This window comes from Bacillus sp. 166amftsu (assembly GCF_900107445.1).
GTDB classification, from domain to species: Bacteria; Bacillota; Bacilli; order Bacillales; family Bacillaceae_G; genus Bacillus_A; species Bacillus_A arachidis.
Map to the genome: position 1 here is coordinate 95,534 of NZ_FNQA01000007.1, position 20,155 is coordinate 115,688.

At 34.3% G+C, this 20,155-nt stretch carries 25 protein-coding genes and 1 pseudogene; 8 read left to right on the plus strand and 18 right to left on the minus strand.

Annotated elements, in window-relative coordinates; all coding sequences use genetic code 11:
* Window positions 1-7 precede the first annotated feature (7 nt).
* The 4 genes from BLV40_RS17460 (at window position 8) to BLV40_RS17475 (ending at window position 1,835) form a co-directional block, all read left to right on the plus strand.
* Window positions 8-187: an H-type small acid-soluble spore protein gene (locus BLV40_RS17460; RefSeq protein WP_001102752.1), complete on the plus strand. Its 180-nt coding sequence runs from the start codon at window positions 8-10 to the stop codon at window positions 185-187.
* Window positions 188-518: 331 nt separating this feature from the next.
* Window positions 519-854 carry an antibiotic biosynthesis monooxygenase family protein gene (locus BLV40_RS17465; RefSeq protein WP_090692308.1) on the plus strand — a complete coding sequence of 112 codons (336 nt, stop codon included), beginning with the start codon at window positions 519-521 and terminating at the stop codon, window positions 852-854.
* A gap of 3 nt (window positions 855-857) precedes the next feature.
* Window positions 858-1,463 carry a dienelactone hydrolase family protein gene (locus tag BLV40_RS17470; protein WP_090692311.1) on the plus strand — a complete coding sequence of 202 codons (606 nt, stop codon included), beginning with the start codon at window positions 858-860 and terminating at the stop codon, window positions 1,461-1,463.
* Between the two features lie 12 nt (window positions 1,464-1,475).
* Window positions 1,476-1,835, plus strand: coding sequence for a hypothetical protein (locus tag BLV40_RS17475; protein ID WP_026591764.1), 360 nt, complete (start codon window positions 1,476-1,478; stop codon window positions 1,833-1,835).
* 99 nt (window positions 1,836-1,934) lie between these two features.
* On the opposite strand, the gene BLV40_RS17480 is transcribed toward BLV40_RS17475, so the two are convergent.
* The 6 genes and pseudogenes from BLV40_RS17480 to BLV40_RS17505 all read right to left on the minus strand — a co-directional run bounded on the left by BLV40_RS17480 (window position 1,935) and on the right by BLV40_RS17505 (window position 5,310).
* Entirely contained in the window at window positions 1,935-2,114 is a 180-nt protein-coding gene (locus BLV40_RS17480; RefSeq protein ID WP_026591765.1) for a DUF3951 domain-containing protein, read from the minus strand.
* A gap of 62 nt (window positions 2,115-2,176) precedes the next feature.
* Window positions 2,177-2,488, minus strand: coding sequence for an AzlD domain-containing protein (locus tag BLV40_RS17485; protein WP_026591766.1), 312 nt, complete (start codon window positions 2,486-2,488; stop codon window positions 2,177-2,179).
* Window positions 2,479-3,204: an AzlC family ABC transporter permease gene (locus tag BLV40_RS17490; protein ID WP_090692314.1), complete on the minus strand. Its 726-nt coding sequence runs from the start codon at window positions 3,202-3,204 to the stop codon at window positions 2,479-2,481. Before BLV40_RS17490 ends, BLV40_RS17485 begins: the two co-directional genes overlap by 10 nt.
* A 13-nt stretch (window positions 3,205-3,217) precedes the next feature.
* Window positions 3,218-3,726, minus strand: a pseudogene (locus BLV40_RS17495) (hypothetical protein); the annotation flags it as partial.
* 166 nt (window positions 3,727-3,892) lie between these two features.
* Entirely contained in the window at window positions 3,893-4,306 is a 414-nt protein-coding gene (locus BLV40_RS17500) for an NUDIX domain-containing protein (protein ID WP_026591769.1), read from the minus strand.
* A 98-nt stretch (window positions 4,307-4,404) separates the two neighbouring features.
* Window positions 4,405-5,310, minus strand: coding sequence for a DNA-binding domain-containing protein (locus tag BLV40_RS17505; protein WP_090692316.1), 906 nt, complete (start codon window positions 5,308-5,310; stop codon window positions 4,405-4,407).
* 180 nt (window positions 5,311-5,490) lie between these two features.
* On the opposite strand from BLV40_RS17505, the gene BLV40_RS17510 reads away from it, so the two are divergent.
* A complete protein-coding gene (locus BLV40_RS17510) occupies window positions 5,491-6,093 on the plus strand; it encodes an HD domain-containing protein (RefSeq protein WP_026591771.1) in 603 nt (200 codons plus the stop codon).
* A 128-nt stretch (window positions 6,094-6,221) separates the two neighbouring features.
* On the plus strand, window positions 6,222-6,686 hold the full coding sequence (locus BLV40_RS17515; protein ID WP_026591772.1) for a VOC family protein: 465 nt from the start codon (window positions 6,222-6,224) through the stop codon (window positions 6,684-6,686).
* Between the two features lie 265 nt (window positions 6,687-6,951).
* On the opposite strand, the gene BLV40_RS17520 is transcribed toward BLV40_RS17515, so the two are convergent.
* From BLV40_RS17520 to BLV40_RS17565, 9 genes are all read right to left on the minus strand, one after another.
* A complete protein-coding gene (locus BLV40_RS17520) occupies window positions 6,952-7,773 on the minus strand; it encodes a GNAT family N-acetyltransferase (protein WP_026591773.1) in 822 nt (273 codons plus the stop codon).
* Window positions 7,774-7,804: 31 nt separating this feature from the next.
* A complete protein-coding gene (locus BLV40_RS29400) occupies window positions 7,805-7,981 on the minus strand; it encodes a hypothetical protein (protein ID WP_244525426.1) in 177 nt (58 codons plus the stop codon).
* Window positions 7,982-8,113: 132 nt separating this feature from the next.
* A complete protein-coding gene (locus tag BLV40_RS17530; RefSeq protein WP_090692320.1) occupies window positions 8,114-8,917 on the minus strand; it encodes an ABC transporter permease in 804 nt (267 codons plus the stop codon).
* Complete coding sequence (locus BLV40_RS17535) at window positions 8,914-9,897, minus strand: ABC transporter ATP-binding protein (RefSeq protein WP_090692324.1); 984 nt, start codon at window positions 9,895-9,897, stop codon at window positions 8,914-8,916. Before BLV40_RS17535 ends, BLV40_RS17530 begins: the two co-directional genes overlap by 4 nt.
* 10 nt (window positions 9,898-9,907) lie before the next feature.
* The gene (locus BLV40_RS17540) at window positions 9,908-10,717 is read right to left on the minus strand and encodes an ABC transporter permease (protein ID WP_090692328.1); all 810 of its coding nucleotides are present in this window, start codon (window positions 10,715-10,717) and stop codon (window positions 9,908-9,910) included.
* Window positions 10,708-11,679: an ArsR/SmtB family transcription factor gene (locus BLV40_RS17545; protein WP_090692331.1), complete on the minus strand. Its 972-nt coding sequence runs from the start codon at window positions 11,677-11,679 to the stop codon at window positions 10,708-10,710. Before BLV40_RS17545 ends, BLV40_RS17540 begins: the two co-directional genes overlap by 10 nt.
* A 385-nt stretch (window positions 11,680-12,064) precedes the next feature.
* Complete coding sequence (nfsA, locus tag BLV40_RS17555) at window positions 12,065-12,799, minus strand: oxygen-insensitive NADPH nitroreductase (RefSeq protein ID WP_090692335.1); 735 nt, start codon at window positions 12,797-12,799, stop codon at window positions 12,065-12,067.
* Window positions 12,800-12,996: 197 nt separating this feature from the next.
* Window positions 12,997-13,314: a magnetosome magnetite crystal formation protein family gene (locus BLV40_RS17560; RefSeq protein WP_090692339.1), complete on the minus strand. Its 318-nt coding sequence runs from the start codon at window positions 13,312-13,314 to the stop codon at window positions 12,997-12,999.
* Between the two features lie 112 nt (window positions 13,315-13,426).
* Window positions 13,427-14,008 (minus strand): YdcF family protein, encoded by a 582-nt coding sequence (locus tag BLV40_RS17565; RefSeq protein ID WP_026591780.1) that lies wholly within the window; start codon window positions 14,006-14,008, stop codon window positions 13,427-13,429.
* A 180-nt stretch (window positions 14,009-14,188) separates the two neighbouring features.
* Here BLV40_RS17565 and BLV40_RS17570 point away from each other — a divergent pair, with 180 nt between their 5' ends.
* Complete coding sequence (locus tag BLV40_RS17570; protein WP_026591781.1) at window positions 14,189-14,866, plus strand: DUF421 domain-containing protein; 678 nt, start codon at window positions 14,189-14,191, stop codon at window positions 14,864-14,866.
* A gap of 20 nt (window positions 14,867-14,886) precedes the next feature.
* Here BLV40_RS17570 and BLV40_RS17575 read toward each other — a convergent pair whose 3' ends face one another.
* Together BLV40_RS17575 and BLV40_RS17580 are read right to left on the minus strand one after the other, a co-directional pair.
* Window positions 14,887-16,242, minus strand: coding sequence for an MATE family efflux transporter (locus BLV40_RS17575; RefSeq protein ID WP_090692343.1), 1,356 nt, complete (start codon window positions 16,240-16,242; stop codon window positions 14,887-14,889).
* Window positions 16,243-16,339: 97 nt separating this feature from the next.
* Window positions 16,340-17,173: a MerR family transcriptional regulator gene (locus BLV40_RS17580; protein ID WP_026591783.1), complete on the minus strand. Its 834-nt coding sequence runs from the start codon at window positions 17,171-17,173 to the stop codon at window positions 16,340-16,342.
* A gap of 302 nt (window positions 17,174-17,475) precedes the next feature.
* Here BLV40_RS17580 and BLV40_RS17585 point away from each other — a divergent pair, with 302 nt between their 5' ends.
* Window positions 17,476-18,633, plus strand: a complete 1,158-nt coding sequence (locus BLV40_RS17585) for a cation:proton antiporter (RefSeq protein ID WP_026591784.1) — start codon at window positions 17,476-17,478, stop codon at window positions 18,631-18,633.
* 50 nt (window positions 18,634-18,683) lie between these two features.
* Here BLV40_RS17585 and BLV40_RS17590 read toward each other — a convergent pair whose 3' ends face one another.
* Window positions 18,684-20,039: an aspartate aminotransferase family protein gene (locus BLV40_RS17590; protein WP_090692347.1), complete on the minus strand. Its 1,356-nt coding sequence runs from the start codon at window positions 20,037-20,039 to the stop codon at window positions 18,684-18,686.
* Window positions 20,040-20,155: the final 116 nt, after the last annotated feature.

The following is a 20,155-nucleotide window of genomic DNA, read 5'->3' on the forward strand; positions in this document are numbered from 1 at the left end:
TGTAAGAATGAACGTACAACGTGCAAAAGAGCTATCCGAGTCATCAGAACAAGCGCATGTTAGTTTTCAAGGCCTGCCTGTTATGATCCAACACGTTGATGAAAGCAATGAAACCGCCCGAATATATGATGCAACAAATCCAGAACGTGAATTAACTGTTCCGATTAATAGTCTGGAGGAACTATAAGAAATCCCACTTCAGTTTTATTTGAAGTGGGATTTTTCTTATTTTTGTGTTTGCGTATATGCGATGAATGGCCATCAATTTTCTTTTCCCAATATTTTGACCATCACTGGTACAAATAATGCTAATGTTACAAATGCAAACAACAAACCCACTAAAGTGAGATTCATTACTTTTTCGATAATTCATCCAATACAGTACGTGATATTTCAAACCCGAACATTATATGCTTTTTAAAAATCTTATTACAAATAAATCCCATTGCACAATATGAATTTATTTTCAATTCATAACTTTATGGTAAAATATATTTTATTATATTTGGAGGTGTAAAATGGACAATTTATTTTCTGAAAAGCCCTTTTATTACGCAGTTATATTCACTTCCCAACTTTCGCAAGACACTACTGATTATGACGATGTTGCAGAAGAAATAGAGAAACGCGCTAAAGAACAACCTGGATTTATAAACGTTGAAAGCGTACGGGATACATCCGGTTTTGGAATTACAATTTCATATTGGGAATCGCTTGAAGCAATTAAACAATGGAAAGATAATGCAGTACATACTATAGCAAGACAAAGAGGTCGTGAACAATGGTATGAACAGTTCCATGTGCGGATTTGTCTTGTTGAAAAAGAATATGATTTTCATAGGAAGGAGTTTTAATTGATGAATCAGAAAGTAGCTCTTATTGCTATACACGAAATATACGGAGTAAATGAACATATGCAGGATATCGTTACAAAATTCTCTTCTCAACATGTAGATGTCTTCTGCCCAAACCTTTTACAATTAAACTCTCATTTTCATTATAATGACGAACAAAAAGCTTACTCTCATTTTATAAAAAACGTTGGGTTCCAACATGGAAAAGAACAAGTTGAGGAAATAATTACGACACTTTCAAAAAAATATTCATGCATAGGACTTATAGGCTTTAGCGTTGGCGCAACCATCTCTTGGCTATGTAGTAAAAATCCAAAAGTTAATTTCGTTATTAGCTGCTATGGCTCTCGCATACGAGACTATTCTTATATGATTCCTACATGTCCTACTCTTTTAATTTTTCCAGAAACAGAATTAAACTGTTCAGTTTCCTCTCTTATTGCAACATTGCAAGAACAAAACAACCCATTTCTACATATACACCAGTTTCCAGGATATCATGGATTTTTGGATCCTTATACTGCAAAATATAACGAAGAATCTACAAAACAAGCATACGAAATGATAGATTCATTTCTTCAAAAAAATGTAACACAACAAGTATATTGAAGGAGTTTTGATATGCCATTTACATTACTTTTACTCGCTTTCGTTTTTCTAATCATTACCATAACATTAACTTTCATTTTTATAACTCTTAAAAATCAAAAATATTTAAACCGTCCTTATCGCCATTCCTTTATCGTTATGACTTTATTTCTTGGACATTGGATTTTAGTTTTGACTAGTTTCTATACATTACTCCCCAACTATATTAGCGATTTTATTTTTCTACCAATTTGGTATTTTCTTTGTATTTTAGGATTTATGGTTTTCATAAAAGAATGGAAAAATAACCGAGTTATTTCTGTATCCGTCGGTGCTTTCTCTTTTATTAGTCTACTCTTTGGCATACTATTACAAGGAATTTCTAAAATGTAGGTTTGGTTTACAGGAGCTGAATTTTTGGAATTAGCTCCTTTTTTACAGAACACTCCTCAAAACAGAAATGAATAAATGAAAGGGAAGAAAAGTCTACTATTAACTTTTCTTCCCTCTATTTTTATCTTCACTTTTACGGGACTGTACTGTGGTGGATTCACACGGTGTGTAATAAATTTGCGGGGTTACTTTTTGAACAAGCATTGTATAAGTCGCAAGGCCAATGATAAAACAAATAAACAATGTAAACAAGATGACACCTATTGTTACAATAATCATAACACCACCCCTTTGTTAATCATGCTATTACAATTTTCGATACAATATGAACAAAATCCTTGTTATAGGAACAATCGTAACAAAATAATCACAATCACACCTGTCAATACCGTTCCTAATAAACTTCGCGTATAGATAGCAACAAAGAATGTCGGGATTGCTGCAATTAAATAATCCCATTGCATTGTTTTATTCATAAAGAGTACTTCGGCAAGGAGCGCTGCCAATATAGCAATAGGTATATAACTTAACCATTTTAAGCCCCAATCTGGAATTTGTATTTTACTAAATACTATAAGCGGCAATAGGCGTGGGATTAAAGTAACTACACCTGCTCCCATTAAAAGTAATAACACATCGAGTCTTACTTCCATTTTTCAATCACCACCCCTATCGTTGCTGCTGTAAGTGTTGCAATGATAACAGCTACGCTTGCTGGAACAAAAAAATGTAGGCTATATGCGATTACAATTGCCGCAATCGCAACGCTAAGATGAATTGCCACTTTTGGATGACTGCTCATTAACTGCAAAACAAATAATCCAATGAACATAGCAGGTAAAGCATAATCCATACCATATGTATGAGGGTCTGGTATCCATTCACCAAAAATACCACCGATGACATTCGCAATGATCCAGTTTAAGTATGCTGTCACATTTAAACCAAGCATCCATCTTTCGCTTAAATATTGCTTTTTTGAAGCTTGCTGAACCGCAAGACCAAATGTTTCGTCTGTAATTTGCGAACCAATGATCATATTTTTCAAAAAAGGAACTTTCATTAAATATGGTGCGAGCGCAGCACTCATTAACAAATGACGTAAGTTAACAAAAAATACGGTGAAAATGATTGCAGAAGCAGGAGCTCCAGCTGCAAACATACCAGCGAGTATAAATTGTGAGGAACCAGCATAAATCAAAGTAGACATAAGCGCAATTTCTACTAAAGAAAATCCAGCTGTTTTTTCAATTACACCTGCTGCAATACCAATACTTAAATAACCGAGTACAGTCGGTAAACAGTCTTTCACGCCTTGCCGAAATGTTTCATTACCATGCAGCGTCACCTGTGCTTCAGCCCGGTTCATTATTCTTCCCCCTTCATTTTTTCATAAGTCTTTTCCCTGTTACAACGTGAACTAGATCTGCATTACCACGCCATAGTGTATCTAGTTTAATCGGACCGAACTCTTGTGTAATTTCTTCGATCATAATATCATGACGAACATATTCTGTTGCGACAAGCACTAGTGCTGGATCATATGTTGTCACAGCCCATGATGTGCTATGCTCTGAAAAGTTAGCAATCAAAACCTCTTTCCCATCGCGTGCAACAACTGTTAAATGTCCCCCATTCGCTCTTTCACAACATCTGGCGTCATATAATTATGATGAAAGGTTGTTCCAATTTTTGTTTGAGGTGCCCCAACAAGAATAGAAAATATATGTACACCCTCCTGCTCTTTTCTCCGAATCAATGACTCAAACTCAGTTACTTGCTGTTCCCATAATACCTACTAATATAAAAAGAAAAAAATGGATAGTCAACAAAATCCTGAATTTTATTTCAATTAACGAAAATAAGCTATCTTTAAAGAAGATAACCTATCTCACCACTCTATAAATCTATTTTGATTTTTCGACATATCACGCTTCTATGCATGTCCGGATGCTCTCTCCCACCTAAAAGGAAAGGTTTTATTTCGTTTTTTCAATTTGAATTTATATGATAACAGTACTTAGCCCTCAGTGAAAGTTTTCTTCCTTACTAAAAGCTTATTTCAATTTCTCGTATTCTTTCAAAGCATTTTGTAAAGTTAAAGTTAATCGTTTTGGTAGACGCTCTAACGAAAACCACCCAATTTCACTAATAGCGTGTTGTTCTCGATTTTCTGCTATCCCGTTTTTTACTTTTGCAATATACGTCGGACATACCCAATGCGCTTCTTCATCAGGTAAAATGTGATTCGTCACACATAATAGCGACGTGAGTTCGATTTCTAGTCCTACCTCTTCTTCAATTTCCCTAATAACTGTATCTTCCGCTGTTTCCATCCATTCTACTTTCCCACCAGGAAGACTCCAGTGTCCTTGCTCCGGTGCCTTCTTTCTCTGCACAAGCAGTAACTCGCCCTGCCCATTTAAAATAAATGCCCCGACACCGACGCGTGGATGTAATTGTTGGCTCATATTAACTTCTCCTCTTAATTTGTAAGTTTTCTTGATTTTAGCATAAAAATAATAGAGCTACTCTCTATCAGTTTCATAAAACCAATAGAAAACAGCTCTCATTGTTTCATAGACATCATTTGTTCTTTCGTGTCTATTTTGTTATGATGAAATTTATTTTTCTCCAAATATTGCTTGCATATATTCACAAAAGACGGTAATGTTCGAATTTGATCAATATCAGAGCTCTCAATGAAATGATTCATTTGATTTGTCATTTCGTTCATACTAGAAATAAGCTCCTCTTTTTCATGCCTCAATCTCTCATTTTCAGCACGAAGATTTTGAAGCTCTTTCTGTATATCTTGTGTATTATCTTCTTTTCTATGCCCAGCTGCCATACTTGAAAGTTTATAAATTCCTTCCATAAACTGATACAGTTCTTTTTTCTGCCCTTCCGCACCAATTGTTTCAAAATTATCGACAATACCTGATAATATAGTAACTAGATTATTTTCTGTCTTTTCATTTTGGAGCACTATACTTTTCCCTTCATTCCACTTCTCATTTATATGCTGTTCTGGTTCGTGTTTTTTCTTGCGTCCAGGTTTCCCCTTTTTTATATTTTCAAACGGTAACTCTTGTTTTTTTAATTTATAGTACGTATTCTGTAGTTGGCTTTCCGTTTTCGGAAATAAATGTAGATTCTCTTTACTAATCGCCTTTGAAGTATCTGCAATATTTAAATTATAATGCTGACAAAATTGATACGTAGCATATAAAAATTCCAGCTCTGATTTCAACCACATCATTTGGGATTGCTCGTATGCAAATACCCCGCCCACTTTTTCAATATCCCTTTGAAAGGCTACCATTTTATGATATAAGTCCATTAACTCTGCATACGTTACATGGAATTTCCTTTCTATTTCCCTACACTCTTCTTCTATTTTCTGAACATTTTTCATTCCACTCACTATATTTTTCAAAAGATCTAGTACATGAATTGCTGTCTGTTGGTACATTTTATATTCACTCCCACTCAGCATTTTTGCAATTTCAACTTCTTCTTTGTCTTTTGTAAAAATAAAAAAATATTATAAAAATATTTTATAATATTTCTGAATTGTTCGTCAAATAAGTGTGAATTGACACATTCTATTTTTATATTAAGATTATTTTATAGTAATGTGAGGGGGATCTAAATGGAACATAATATTCTAAAAGTCATTGCACTAGCTGAAAAACTAAAGTTTGAAATGAGACACAGTTGGCTATCTAACGGTCGACAAGAGAGTGTTGCTGAACATACGTGGCGTATGTCGCTTATGGCTGTTTTAGTTCAGCCTTATTTAGATGAGAAAGTAAACATGGAAAAACTATTAAAAATGGTTATTATCCATGACCTTGTGGAAGCAGAAGCTGGGGATATTCCTGCTTTTGATACAATGAACAGCGAACAATTACAATTGCAAAAACAAGAAAATGAACAGAAAGCTATTTTAAATATTAAACATACATTAAAGGGTTCTCTTGGGGATGAACTATATGATTTATGGATGGAGTTTGAAGCAAAAGAAACATACGAAGCGAAAGTGGCAAATGCTCTTGATAAACTAGAAGTTAAAATTCAGCATAACGAAGCTGACATCGATACGTGGCTTCCAATCGAACATAAAATGACATTCCAAGTTGCAAAACATACAGATTTTGACTCATTCTTATCTAAATTACAAAAAATTATTGAACTAGAAGGCGAAAAAAAATTAATTGCTGCCGGCATCGATGTCGAGGCATGTAAACAGTAACAGCTCATGATTAATGAGCTGTTTTTTCATACTTTCGTATGAGCTATCCCTCATCCTTTTTATCGATTCATTCTAGAAATATATGGATTAAAATAAACTAAAAAACATAAGAAAGAAGGTATTATTTTATGATTAAAGGATTATATGAAGCACATCTACCCGTTCGTAATCTAGAAGTATCCATACCGTTTTATGAATCATTGGGTTTAAAACTATATAATAGATATGAGAATACTGCTTTCTTTTGGATTGTAGAAGAACAAAGTTGGCTAGGTCTTTGGGAGGGGGAAGAATATACAACTCCCTATCATCCGTCACTGCGACATATTGCATTTCAAGTAGACTTCGAGTTTCTTCATACATCTACTCAGTGGCTGAAAGACCGAAGCATTGAACCCGTTCCATTTGGAAATCGAATTACCACTGAACCTTTCGTTCGCCCTAACCAGGGCAATGCTTCTATTTATTTTAAAGACCCAGATGATAATAGTATTGAGTTTATTAGTTTTATCGATGTTCCAGACGAACTAAAACATATTACAAAAAAACTTTCTTTAGAAGAGTGGAATGCGCTTTCACAATCCTATTTATGATTAGATAGCTTTATAGCTAGACCCCTCTGGGCAGTATACTTGCTCAAATCATTAGCATGAAACCTTTTTCATTAATCGTATTTCTTTCATCTTTTTGACATTACATATTTTATAAAGAAAAATGACTTGTATAAGTCGCTTTTCTACATCAAATTTTTTTATTCATGTTAAAAATCCTATTATATCGTAACAAAAATACCCCAAACAGAAAAAGAACAAATACATTCTTTTTTCCTTGGGGTATTTCTTATTTTCTTTATTCAAATTAAAATTGATACTCAAATACGATGTAATCAAAAAGGTTTGTAAACCCTAAGCTCTCCGCTATAGCAATTGAAGGTTTATTCACTTCCATACAGTCCCAATAAGGCACATAGCCTTGTTTGAAACATTCTTGAACAAATGCATGCGCGACTTTCTTGGCAAGATTCTTCCCTCGATGTTCTAGAATTGTCTCAATATTCACCGTATGCGTATTCTCACTTACAAATCCTGAAAAGCAAAGGCTCACCACTTGATTCTCATACAAAATCACATACCCTATTCCTTTTTCAAAAAATAATTCCACCGAATTCCAAAATGATGTAATCTGTGAAACGAAAAATGATTGTTCGAGCAAAGAGTATGTTGCAAGATTTTCCCTCGTTACTTTTAATACTGTATATGTCTCATCAATCGTTGGTTCATTATATATTTTATACGCACCCTCATATAATTTGTATACTTTTTGATTGGATTCCTCATATGATTGTTCACACAATATTTCTCTAATTGTACGATCCCATCCTACTTGATAACCAAATCCTTCAAACCACTTCAAGTCCAAACCGGCTGCTTCTTGTGCAATTTGTTCCCTTAAAACTTTTTTTATTTCAAGGTTAAACATTGTATTATTTGCATCACCAATAAATATAAAACCGTCTAAATTTCCAAGCCAAACTAAACCAGACCGTGGTTCGCTTACATTGTCTACAAATATGCGGCCCGAATTATTACCTTCAATGATAGCTTGCACTTCAATTTGCCTTTCCTTGTCTAGAAGATGTTTGCAATTCATAAACTTGTTTTTCTGCAATTCGTATATCATCTTTTTTCTTTCCCTTCCTATTTATCAGAGCTTAGGTTTCATCACTTGCTGTACAATCTATGAATCTCTGCAATAACTTTCTATCTTCTAGAAAGGAAATGGTAATACCTTCTATCTCTTCACTTCTTTTCCAATCCACTTCACAAATTAACTCATCTGGATCACATTTTTCTTTATTTCCTCCAATTATTTCGATCTCATAGTACAAAATATGAACATCCTATCCCGTTTCCTCTTTTACTTCCCGTATACAACACCCCTCAAAGGTTAGCTTATCTCATTTCCCATCATTATTTTTACATAATGCCGCTGCACCTCGAAATATTCCTCTCTCCGTTCCTTAAAATAAAACCATATTTCCTGTTCGTTTCGCATGCTTTTCAGCTTTCCGAACAAGCACGTATGATATGCCAACTAAAATAATTAATAAGCTAGCTAATAACCCTAACTCTGGAAGTACATTTATAATATTTTTACTATCCATTAATAATGAACGGAAAATTTGAAGTACATACGTTAATGGAAACAAAGCTGCTAGTACTTTGCCCCATAGTGGTAATACAGCAACTGGAATACGTACACCTGCAAAAAATTGCATCGGTTCTTCTAATATTGTAAATAGAATACTAGCATCTCGTGAAAATAAAAAAATCGTATTTAAGCAACCTCCCCACACAACAGCTGAAATACATAAAATCATAAAAGCAAATACGATATTTTCAACTGGTGGTATCGGTCTGTCATTCAGAAACAATGCGATGAGAATCGAAAACATCGTAAACATCCATACTCCTTCTATTAAATTTGCACCTGCCCGGCAATACATCATCCATACACGCGAGGCTGGTGTTAAAAAGATAAGTTCAAGTGTTCCATTTTGGCGTTCCCATGACATTTGCCATGCCGATTGAACGAGGCTCCAAAAGAAAACATATCCAATATAACCTGTAAGGAGAAAAAAACTAATCTGCTTTGGATCCATCCATTTGGCAAGTGGACTACTATTTGAGGTATCAAATGGCTTCACCGAAAAATAAGCAGTTGCAAAAAGTAACACCGGCCAAATGAACAAAGAAAAATAAACCATCTTACTATGAAAATGATTGCGATGACTCTTTTTCCATTCCGCCAAAAATATATTCATGCACTCACCTCATTTGCAATTTGTAATATCGCGTCTTCCAACCTTGCTTTATGTGTTTCTAACTGTACTATACGAATTTGATATTTTGTTAATAATGATAAAACCGTTGTTGTCATATCAAAAGACGCTTTCAATTGATAACGTATATGTTCACCCATCTGTTCTTTTTCATGTTGAATTTCTTTCATCCCTAAAGAATGTTCTAATCGTCCTATCATTTCATCCTGCATTTCTGGAATTACAATTTCTAAGTGATATTCACGGACAATCGATTGGATAATGTTTTCAGGAGTTCCTTCATAAAGAAGCCGACCTTTTTCAATGATGTAAAGCCGATCACAAAGTTCCTCTACTTCTTCAAGATAATGACTCGTTAACAAAATCCCTTTATTTTGTTCCTTTGCCAAACGATTTACCATTTCTCTCAATTTTTTCGCTACAGGGGCGTCTAGTCCTAATGTTGGTTCATCAAGAAATAAATAGTCTGGGTCATTAATAAGGCCTCTTGCAATTTGTAAACGTTGCTTCATTCCTTTTGAATATCGTTCTACAGGCATATTAGCTGCTTCCTTTAGCTCTACTTGCTGTAAGAGGAACTGAATACGTTCTTCTAATTCAACCCCTTTTAATCCATACAAACTTCCAAAATACTGCAAGTTTTCTTTCCCTGTTAAACGCCAATATAACATGCGTTCTCCACCTGCAATCATATTAATTTTTTTCTTTACAAATAAATCTTGCTTCGTGCTATCTATACCATCAATTTCAATCGTACCTGAAGTTGGTTCCAGAAGCGTTGCTAGCATTTTTATCGTTGTCGTCTTCCCAGCCCCATTCACACCTAGCAATCCTACAATCTCTCCTTTTTGAATAGTTAAATCTAAGCCATTTACCGCTTCAACTACTCTTCTCTTTTTACGAAAAAAACCTACTTTCTCTTTCAACTCATACCGCTTTACAAGTTGTTTTGCTTGTATCATACGAATCCCCCTATGCAAAATGTTTTTCAATCACATACTTCTCCATTCGTTTCACCGTGCATACACCTCCAATAAAATACGCTATCCCTAATCCTAATAACCACAGAAGTTCATTTTGTATGGAAGCAATATTTCCTTCCTCAATCATGCACAATCGAAATGCTGATAAACCATGTGAGAGCGGCATGAATAAACTCATAGGTTGTAGGAATGCGGGAAGATATCCTACTGGAAAAAAGACTCCACCCACAAGACTCATAAAAATAAACAATGTATTCTGTGTTAAATATGTATCACGAAAATAAAGCATAAACGCACCCAATACTAACGCTTGGGCGAATATTGCAAAGAAGAAAATAACTAACAAAAGTACCACAGGTATCATATTTATTTCTCGAAACTGTAATCCAAAAAACAAACCAAAAATAAAAATTGCGATGAATTCAAGTCCCACACGCAATATTCCTTGTACAGCTGCTCCTAGAAAATATCCTTGCCGAGATGATGGCGTTAATAATAAAACATCAAGTGTCCCTTCACGCAGTTCGGTTATTAGTGTCCTGCTCACAATCATTAATAGAGAAACAGAAAATGAATAAAAAACAGCTCCTAATATAACATAAGAAAGGTAATCATCCGTTTTTCCTAGCTTCGCAAAGTTAACATCTAGTTTTCCTTGAAACATAAAATGATACGTTAAATAAGCAAACAATACGATATATACACCAGTTAAAATATGCCCTAGAAAAAATGACCATGGATATGCTCTACGCATCGTATAGAAATCACGACGAAATGTAGCCTTAAACGTTAGCCACATGTTCTTCCCTCCTCCGATTTTTGAACAATTGGGAAATCCATAAATTGGTCTAAATCAACACGAATTTGTTCTAATCGTTCTCGATTTGTTTTATAAAATACGTAATAACCTTTTCGTTCCTTTTGTATAAGCCCTGTAGACTCTAACATTTTCAAATGACTGGAAACCGTTGATTTTGTAAGACTATATCGCTCTGTTAATTGCTGTGTACAAAAAGATTGAAAGGATAAATCTCTTAACATTTTTAATCTCGTTTCATCTGAAATCGCTTGTAAAATTCCTAAAAGATCCTTCGGTACCTCATCTGCAAATGACGATGTAATTTGCACCTCATAATATACTTTTATATGTGTTGAAATAAGGTTATCTATTAATAAATGAGGCGCGACAAAAGTTGATGGATATAACGTAATTGCTGATAAATCCTCATAACAATATTGCCACGTACGAGCTTTAAAAAAAGTTATCTCCTTTTCATCAATTAAACATCTCGGATGCAATTTTCTAGAAAGAGACATCGGATTTTGTTTCATTATTTCTTTCACATCGTATACAGATTGTTCTAACCATGGTTCAATCCGAAACAACTCCCGTGCAAAGTAACGTTGATGATACTGAAGTAAAAAATCACATACGATCTCTTTTTCTATATTTGGGAACATTTCCTGAAACTTTTTTCTATCTGATACACGTAATTTTTCAATTCCCTCTTCTACATAAGCTTCTTGCTGAAACTCAGAGCACCAATCTATAAAACGAAACCAATCATCACTCGCATTATTAATTGCGTGCATCATTTCTCTTTCTTCTTCTTTCATTTGATTTAATACATCTTCCACCCACTCTAATCGTTTCATATGATGAGCAGGATTACATAAAACATGTAAACTTACTAGCATTTCGCGAAATGGTGAATATACAACTTTGACATGTCGCTGAAACCATGATGTAACTTGCAACATAAGTTCTCCTCTCTTTGATTCGTTTTCCATCGAATCAATTTTATAATTTTGCAAAATTATTCAGTATATTAACAACTTGTGATGTAAACGTCAATGGAAATTCAGTAATTTTTCACAAAAAAAAGACCTAAGCTTACGCAAAGTTCTTCTCATTAAATTCTTTCATGTTTTTAAAATATAGAAATGTTTCTTTCTCCTCTCCCCCATCAAACAAATTAAGTTTGCTTGATGATTTCAGCTGCAATTTCGACATAAGACGAACCAACTGCTGGAATAATTTCAAATCCTTTACTTTCAACACACTGATACATATTCGAAACCCAAAAGGCTTCTCCTGCTTAAATAAAAAAGCAAATCCTCACTCTTCGGATTTGCTTTCCAAGCTTTATCTTTTATTAAACCCTTTTCCATTCAAAAATCCCTTCATATGCATGCGCTTCTCTTTTGACATAAAAGCACTCATTGACCCTGTCCATGTTACATCCTTTTGATTGGTAGACCTTCCCTTATAATATTCATTCGTTGTTCGGTCATATTCTTCTAGTAATTCATCATATTTATTTTCGACATACGCATTTTCATGTAAAATTGCTTCAACTGGTAAGCGCGGTTTCACTACATGCTTTTCATCTGGTACTCCAACTGTCATTCCAAACACTGGATATACTTTATCTGGTAAATGAAGTATATCACTAATTTCTTCTGGATTATTACGAATTCCACCAATATAACAAATACCATATCCTAGTGACTCTGCAGCAAGTGCTAGGTTTTGCGCAAACAATGATGCGTCTACTGTAGCTACAATAAAGTCCTCTACACCATCATATTTAATCTCTGTCCCATGTTTCTCGCATGCTTTTTCTAAGCGTTTTAAATCAGCACAACAAACAAAAAATGCTGCACAATCTTTTACATGACGATTTCCAGATAGCTCTGCTAATTGTGTTTTTAATGATTCATCTGTTACATATATAACAGAATATGCTTGCACAAAATGTGATGATGCTGCATGCTGAGCTACTTTTACCATTCTCTCAACTGTAGTCTTTGAAATCGGTTCTTGTTTATATTTACGAACTGATGTATGCTGTTCCATTTTATTTATAATTTCACTCATCATAAAACCTCCTTATTTCCTATTACTGAAAAATTAACATATTTGTTTCATTTTTCTCAACATTTATGCCCAGCTAAAAATTTCTATATACTATGTTCCTTTTTCGTATTAACCAAATTGTAACCTTTCAATTCTATACACAAAGAGGACGAATTGTTAACCATTCGTCCTTTTTCGTTCCTGACATAATCAGTTATTTAAGCTGCTTTCAATACTCTAACACCCTTTATAATATTCCAAACGAAATAATAAATTCCTACAATTGCAAACGTTACATATGTTACAATCATGCCAATTCCAACACTTGCTGATTCTCCAAAACTTAAACCGAATACACCCGAAAGTGCTATTCCCCCAAACAAAATTGCATATGGGAAAATATGTGTCCACAATGCTTTTTTCGCATGATATTTCACATCTTCCTCTGCAATAAAGTAGACGATGATCGGAAATAGAAATGGTGCAAAGAAAAGACTAAAGTAACAAAGAGAAGATAAAATATTATTGCCTTTCATACGATTCACCCCTAAAGTTTCGTTGTTTTTGTTACCTTTATTATGTCATGCAACTACTTTAGGAACTATCGCTTTACCTTTCACTCAGATTACATTTTTGTAAGATTTATCGCTATATGCGATTCATTAGCCAATACTGTGTAATAGCAAAATATTCTCGAACATTCGACTGAATGATAATAGGTTTTGGCGTTTTAGCGGCAAGTCCATCTACCTTCAATCCTTGTTTTATAGCAATTTTTTTAGCTCGAAACATATGAAAGTCATTTGTAACAATCATCCCTTTTTTCTTATTTGCTGGAATAAGTGCCTTTGAAAATTCAATATTCTCGTCTGTATTTGTTGAACGATCTTCCATAATAATTCTTTGTTCTACAATATTCTGCTTCATTAATCCTTGTTTCATAGCTAGCGCTTCCGAAATAGCTTCTCCTTTTCCTTTCCCACCAGATACAATTACAATCGTCTGTTCATGTGTCTTTAAATATTCCGCGGCTTTATCGATGCGGTATTGTAAAGAATAGGAAGGCTCCGTTCCTTTCACCTTCGCACCTAAAAGAATCATGTAGTCTACATCATCTGGCGCTTTCATATGGCCATGTTTATAAATGTTGTATTGTAAAACACCCATATAACCTACTATAATCATCATCAAAATTAAACTATACCTTATTAACTTTTTCTTCTTGTACATTCATATTTACCCCTACTTTTTCTATATTTTCATCATAATATCCTCGCAATTATTTGTATAGTTTTAATTTCCAAAGATATCCTAATTCAGTATCGAAAAGTAATATTTGTAATGAATAAGGGAATATTGGATAAGGTATACACAATTTATAATGTGAATTTGCATTAAGGGGTGCAAACATTGATTGTTTTTTTATGTAATGTAACATTATTCTTTTTATTATTTCTTATCTCGCTTAAACTACTAGGAAAATCAGCACTCGCACAGCTTACACCACACGATTTCGGGGCAATTATCTTTTTATCCTATTTAGCTTTTCGAGCTGTTCCCGTTGATAGTGCTTTGCAAGCTATTGTAGGTATGATTGTTATTACATGCCTCCATCTTTTTATTACAAAATTAAGCTTGCTAAATAAACTAAATCGTTTTATTCTCGGTCACCCCATTATTTTAATTAAACATGGCGATATTGTTTTTGAAAATCTAAAAAAAAGTAGATATCCCATTGCCGAATTACTTTCCAATCTTCGCGTAGCAGGATATCCTAGCGTACATGAAATCGAATATGCCATTTTAGAAGCCAATGGCGCCATTAGTATTTTACCAAAAAGAGAGCTTGTCCCTCTCACTCCAAAAGATATGCATATAGATGTAAAATATGCAGGGTTACCAATTGCCCTTATCGTTGATGCACAAATTCAATACGATAATTTAAAATTAATTCATAAAAATGAAAAATGGCTTCGGAAAGAGTTACTAGAAAAAGGATTTGAAGATATAAAAAACATTGCATTTGCTTCTGTACAAGAAACTGAAGGCTCTTTTGCAATTAGCCTAAAAAATAAGAAATCCCCTTAAATACGCTAAGGGGATTTCTATCATGCCACATGTTTTCTTTCTATATTTCGTACTGATACCGGATTATAAATACGATTCATTCCAAATACAATAATCGCTGTTAATAATTCCGCAGCCGGCATTACAAGCCAAATTCCGTTCACTCCAAACAGTTTTGGCATAATCCAAAGCAATGGAATAATAAATAATAATCCGCGACTTAAAATAATTAAGACTGATTTTGTCGTTTGTCTTACTGACTGAAAATATTCTCCGTACACGATGTTATAGCCTAAAAATACATATTGAATAAAGAAAAGACTAATCCCGTTTACCGTTAGCATAAGTAATTCTGTCGACTGAACATCAAACAATCCGATGATATATTTCCCAAAGAATAACCCTATCACAATTGCTACACATCCAAGTGCAACAGCTGTTTTCACTGCAAATTTTAGTCCTTCTTGTAACCGCTCAGGTAAATTTGCACCATAATGAAAGCTTGCAATTGGTTGCAAAGCCGCTCCAACACCAAAGAACAATAACAAAGTCATTGAGTGAATACTATTTACCATCGCATAAGAAGCGACCCCTAGTTCTCCAGCATATTGAATAAAAGCTATGTTAAAGCCAATCGTTACAATTGCTACTGTTATCTCTGTTGTAAAACTCGGAAAACCAATCACCATGATTTGCTTAACTGTATCCCATTCAAAATGAAATTTCGTCCATTTTAAAATACTGTTTTTTCTAAAGAAATGGCTTAATAAAACAAGAAAACCAATTGCTGCAGATAAAATTGTAGCTGCAGCTGCACCAGTTACCCCCCAGCCAAATATGAAAATAAAAATATAGTCAAAAACAATATTTAATAACGCTGTTACAACAAGTCCTGCCATCGCTAAATTTGGATTGCCATCGTTTCGTATAAACGTACTTAAAATATTTTCTAGTACATATATCATTCCAAATGTTAATAATACAGTTAGATAATCTAATGCGTACGGCAGAATTACTTCATTAGCTCCAAATAAATAAGCTAAATCTTCTATTCTCCATAAACAGATGACCATTAAAGCACCAACAATTACCACAGCTACTGTCATAGACTGTGTAAAAATTGATCTCGCTCGCTCAATTTTATTTTCACCTAACGCTATGGAATATAGTGTAGCTCCGCCCATCCCAATCCACAATGATATAGAAAAGAAAATGGAAAAGGCCGGGATAGCAACGTTTACTCCCGCTAAAGCATTCGCTCCGACGCCCCTGCTAATCATAACGGCATCGATTACAATATTCACGGACATTAATACCATTCCAAGAACCGCTGGTATTAAATATGATAGAAATAAACTTTTTATTGGTTTATCTCTTAATTTCTCAGTTGTTTCCATAACAAAATGCTCCTTTACAATTCTCTGTTCACATTTTAAACCTTCAAGTTACTTGAAAGTCAAGCGAGAATAAAAATACATTTTTGTTATACAACCGCTACTTCCTCTTTATTACTGGAATTTGTATCTCTGTAACCTGCTCTTCTGGATTTTCCGTCACAGACCAGTCAATCAATGCAAGCTCAATTGCATCTCCTGATACTTTATATCCTTTTCTTTCAATTGTTTTTAACAACTCCCTATAAGTCCCATCTGTTTCTTCATATGGACCATGATGGTAGGAACAGGCAAACATTCCTTCTTGAATAGCAGCTGCAGTATCCACTTGAAACGGCATATAATCCAGCAAAATAAAAATGCTGTTATATTCTTGAAATTTATTTTGAAAAAGGCCCTCTTTTGACACTGTTACGCCAATATCCCCTGAAAATAAACTATCATCAATTTGCTTCATATTTTTTTGAAGCGAATGTATATAATACTCGAGCATATCGTCCGTTACATTTGGTGCAATTGACAATGCAGTAATTTTTCTTTCTGATAATTTCTTAAATGTTACATGATTCACTTTTGATGCGGTAGCTTCTTGCATCATTTCGATTTTATGATTTATTTTTGCTAACGAATATTCAATTTCCCTTTGTTTCTTCAACATCATTTCTTGTTGTTTTTCCAGCAAATTTAAAGCATAAGATGGATTTCTTTCATCAATATACTTCTTTATTTCCTTTAAAGAAATATTTAACTGACGTAAAAATTTAATTGTATCTAAGAGCGAAAATTGATCAATTGTGTAATATCTGTAATTTGTTTGTGGATCAACAACTGATGGATGGAAAATCCCTTTTTCGTCATAATATCGCAATGTCGATTCTGCAACATTATGCATTTTCGCCATTTCGCCAATTGTAAACCGCTGATTAAATAACATATTTCTTACTCCATTTCTATCAAATAAATTAATTTCTTAAAAACAAATTTATTTTTCTTTTTCGTCTCCTTCATTATATAGACATATATTCCTTATTCAAAATAAATCATCCAAATTAAAATATGCCAATTTAGCATTGATTTTTCTTGAAAATTATTATATATTTATCACGAGTTCAAATTACAAGTTCAAAAGAACTTGTATAAAGACCTCTTGTTTAATGTGTGTTACATATTGTTTTACATTAAGCAAATCCCGAGAAATCGTATAATAAAAAAACTAAAAGGAAAAGGGGAGATGAGATGGAATTTTTCTTTCAAATTGCGTTAATTTTATTAAGTACAAAAATTGCTGGTGACATTAGTGTCAGATTAGGTCAACCTTCCGTACTCGGAAAATTAATCGTTGGTATTGTAATAGGTCCGGCTGTTTTCGGTTTAATTAACAACTCCGACTTACTCACACAGTTAAGTCAAGTAGGAGTTATTCTTCTTATGTTTATGGCAGGTCTAGAAACAGATTTAAAAGAACTAAATGAAAATCGTAATTCTTCGTTAGCTGTTGCTGTTGGTGGTATCGTTCTCCCATTTGTAGGTGGTTACGTTGCAGGTCTTGTGATGGGAATGGAACAAGCAAATGCGGTCTTTTTAGGATTACTTCTATGTGCAACAAGTGTTAGTATTTCTGTACAAACACTTCGTGATTTAGGAAAAATGAAGACGCGTGAAAGTACAACGATGCTAGGTGCGGCTGTTTTTGATGATATTCTTGTTGTTATTTTACTAGCATTTGCTATGAGTTTCCTAGGATCAGCTGATGTAAGCTTAACTATAATCATCTTGAAAAAAGTGGTCTTCTTCGCATCTATTATCTTAATTGGTTGGAAAGGTGTTCCACTGATTATGCGCTGGTTATCGCCACTACGCGTATCAGAATCTATTATTAGTGCAGCCCTTATCATTTGTTTCGCTTTTGCATATTTTGGCGAACTATTAGGAATCGCTGGTATTATCGGAGCATTTGCAGCAGGTATTGCAATTTCTCAAACGGATTATAAACATGAAGTAGAAAAGAAAGTAGAACCAATTGCCTATGCAATGTTCGTCCCAATCTTCTTTGTAAGTATCGGTATGAACATTACATTTGTAGGGATTGGAGATAAAGTATGGTTTATCTTAGCATTAACAATCATTGCTGTGTTAACAAAGCTAATTGGTTGCGGATTCGGAGCACGTATAACAGGATTTGATTTCCAATCTTCTACAATTATCGGATCTGGTATGGTTTCACGTGGTGAAGTCGCTCTTATTATTGCAGGACAGGGGCTTACTTCTGGACTACTAGCACAAGATTACTTTACAGCAATCGTTATCGTCGTTATTTTAACTACAATGATTACACCGCCAATGTTAAAATATTCATTTGGCGTAAAAGATAGACAATTAAAACAAAGTGCATAAGACAGTTGTAGCAAAATGAAAAAGCAAGCCATTATACGGCTTGCTTTTTACTATGAAATACGTTCCATTGCTGTCTTCAATGTCCCGACAACAAAAGCAATTTCTTCACTTGAAATAATAAGCGGTGGCGCTAATGTTAACACGTTATTATAACCTGCTGTTGTCATTCCGTTACGTCCAATGATTAACCCTTTTTCTTTACAAGCATTCACTACACTTGCAATTTTATCATTATCAATTGGTTCTTTTGTCTCTTTATCATTTACTAACTCCATACCAACTAATAAGCCTTTTCCCCTAATGTCTCCAACAAACGGATGATCTCCAATCTCTTCCTTTAACTGTTTTAATAAAAGCGATCCCATTTGTGCAGAACGCTCAATTAAATTTTCATTTTCCATAATTTCTAAGTTTTTAAGTGCTAACGCACAAGCAGCTGGATTCCCGCCAAACGTATTAATATGCCGGAAAAATTCATATTCTCCAGTCCCCTTAAACGCTTCATAAATTTCTTTCTTCACTGCTGTTGCTGATAATGGTAAGTATGCACTTGTAATCCCTTTTGCCATTGTAATAATGTCAGGCTTTACATCATAATTCATAAAACCAAACGCTTTTCCAGTACGTCCAAAACCACAAATTACTTCATCACTAATAAGTAGAACTCCATGTTTTTGACAAATTGTATGAACAGCTTTCATATAATCCTGAGGTGGCATCAAAATACCACCCCCTGTAATAATTGGTTCCATAATAAATCCAGCTATCGTTTCACTTAGCTCCCATGTCATAACACGGTCAATTTCCTTCACACACTCTATATCATAAATATTTTGCGATTCCACCCCTGGCATTCGGTAACAATCTGGCGGCGTCACATGTAAAAATCCTGACGCAAACGGCTCATATTGATATCTACGCTGCGCTTGTCCTGTCGCTGCCATCGTCGCCATTGTATTGCCATGATAACCGCGATAACGTGACATAAATTTATAACGATGTGGTTGCCCATTATGTGCACAATATTGCCTTGCAATTTTAAAGGCCGTTTCATTAGCTTCTGATCCACTATTAGAGAAAAAAATAACATATTCTCCTCCAAGCCATTCATTTAACTTTTCAGCAAGCTGAATTGCGGGTTCATGTGATTGAGACATTGGAAAATATGATAGTGTTTGCAATTGCTCATACGCTGCATCAGCAAGTTCTTTTCTTCCATACCCACTATTCACACACCAAAGCCCACTCATACCATCTAAGTATCGTTTCCCCTCTATATCTTCCACCCAACATCCTTCGGCTTTTGTCCCAACCATTGTGCTATTTGGGCTAAAAGGGCGCATGCCATGCCAAACATACTTTTCATCCTTTGCTAATAACATATCTGTTTGTTTTGTTTTCACCATACATTCCACCTTCCAAAACAACTTATATTTCTTCAAGCTGTACTGGTGCCATGATGAGGTAAAGTTTTCTCTATTTATTTTCATTCCACATGAACGAAACAAATCCTACCAACTGC

What these genes read in the sequence shown, in the direction of transcription:
- BLV40_RS17485 (WP_026591766.1), bottom strand. Translation starts at nt 2,488, where the DNA reads ATGGAAGTAAGACTCGATGTGTTATTACTTTTAATGGGAGCAGGTGTA.
- BLV40_RS17585 (WP_026591784.1), top strand. Translation starts at nt 17,476, where the DNA reads ATGGAATTTTTCTTTCAAATTGCGTTAATTTTATTAAGTACAAAAATT.
- BLV40_RS17460 (WP_001102752.1), top strand. Translation starts at nt 8, where the DNA reads ATGAACGTACAACGTGCAAAAGAGCTATCCGAGTCATCAGAACAAGCG.
- BLV40_RS17560 (WP_090692339.1), bottom strand. Translation starts at nt 13,314, where the DNA reads ATGAAAGGCAATAATATTTTATCTTCTCTTTGTTACTTTAGTCTTTTC.
- BLV40_RS17500 (WP_026591769.1), bottom strand. Translation starts at nt 4,306, where the DNA reads ATGAGCCAACAATTACATCCACGCGTCGGTGTCGGGGCATTTATTTTA.
- BLV40_RS17520 (WP_026591773.1), bottom strand. Translation starts at nt 7,773, where the DNA reads ATGATATACGAATTGCAGAAAAACAAGTTTATGAATTGCAAACATCTT.
- BLV40_RS17505 (WP_090692316.1), bottom strand. Translation starts at nt 5,310, where the DNA reads ATGTACCAACAGACAGCAATTCATGTACTAGATCTTTTGAAAAATATA.
- BLV40_RS17590 (WP_090692347.1), bottom strand. Translation starts at nt 20,039, where the DNA reads ATGGTGAAAACAAAACAAACAGATATGTTATTAGCAAAGGATGAAAAG.
- BLV40_RS17575 (WP_090692343.1), bottom strand. Translation starts at nt 16,242, where the DNA reads ATGGAAACAACTGAGAAATTAAGAGATAAACCAATAAAAAGTTTATTT.
- BLV40_RS17510 (WP_026591771.1), top strand. Translation starts at nt 5,491, where the DNA reads ATGGAACATAATATTCTAAAAGTCATTGCACTAGCTGAAAAACTAAAG.
- BLV40_RS17475 (WP_026591764.1), top strand. Translation starts at nt 1,476, where the DNA reads ATGCCATTTACATTACTTTTACTCGCTTTCGTTTTTCTAATCATTACC.
- BLV40_RS17515 (WP_026591772.1), top strand. Translation starts at nt 6,222, where the DNA reads ATGATTAAAGGATTATATGAAGCACATCTACCCGTTCGTAATCTAGAA.
- BLV40_RS17530 (WP_090692320.1), bottom strand. Translation starts at nt 8,917, where the DNA reads ATGAATATATTTTTGGCGGAATGGAAAAAGAGTCATCGCAATCATTTT.
- BLV40_RS17580 (WP_026591783.1), bottom strand. Translation starts at nt 17,173, where the DNA reads ATGTTATTTAATCAGCGGTTTACAATTGGCGAAATGGCGAAAATGCAT.
- BLV40_RS17470 (WP_090692311.1), top strand. Translation starts at nt 858, where the DNA reads ATGAATCAGAAAGTAGCTCTTATTGCTATACACGAAATATACGGAGTA.
- BLV40_RS17535 (WP_090692324.1), bottom strand. Translation starts at nt 9,897, where the DNA reads ATGATACAAGCAAAACAACTTGTAAAGCGGTATGAGTTGAAAGAGAAA.
- nfsA (WP_090692335.1), bottom strand. Translation starts at nt 12,799, where the DNA reads ATGAGTGAAATTATAAATAAAATGGAACAGCATACATCAGTTCGTAAA.
- BLV40_RS17490 (WP_090692314.1), bottom strand. Translation starts at nt 3,204, where the DNA reads ATGAACCGGGCTGAAGCACAGGTGACGCTGCATGGTAATGAAACATTT.
- BLV40_RS17480 (WP_026591765.1), bottom strand. Translation starts at nt 2,114, where the DNA reads ATGATTATTGTAACAATAGGTGTCATCTTGTTTACATTGTTTATTTGT.
- BLV40_RS17545 (WP_090692331.1), bottom strand. Translation starts at nt 11,679, where the DNA reads ATGTTGCAAGTTACATCATGGTTTCAGCGACATGTCAAAGTTGTATAT.
- BLV40_RS17540 (WP_090692328.1), bottom strand. Translation starts at nt 10,717, where the DNA reads ATGTGGCTAACGTTTAAGGCTACATTTCGTCGTGATTTCTATACGATG.
- BLV40_RS17565 (WP_026591780.1), bottom strand. Translation starts at nt 14,008, where the DNA reads ATGTACAAGAAGAAAAAGTTAATAAGGTATAGTTTAATTTTGATGATG.
- BLV40_RS17465 (WP_090692308.1), top strand. Translation starts at nt 519, where the DNA reads ATGGACAATTTATTTTCTGAAAAGCCCTTTTATTACGCAGTTATATTC.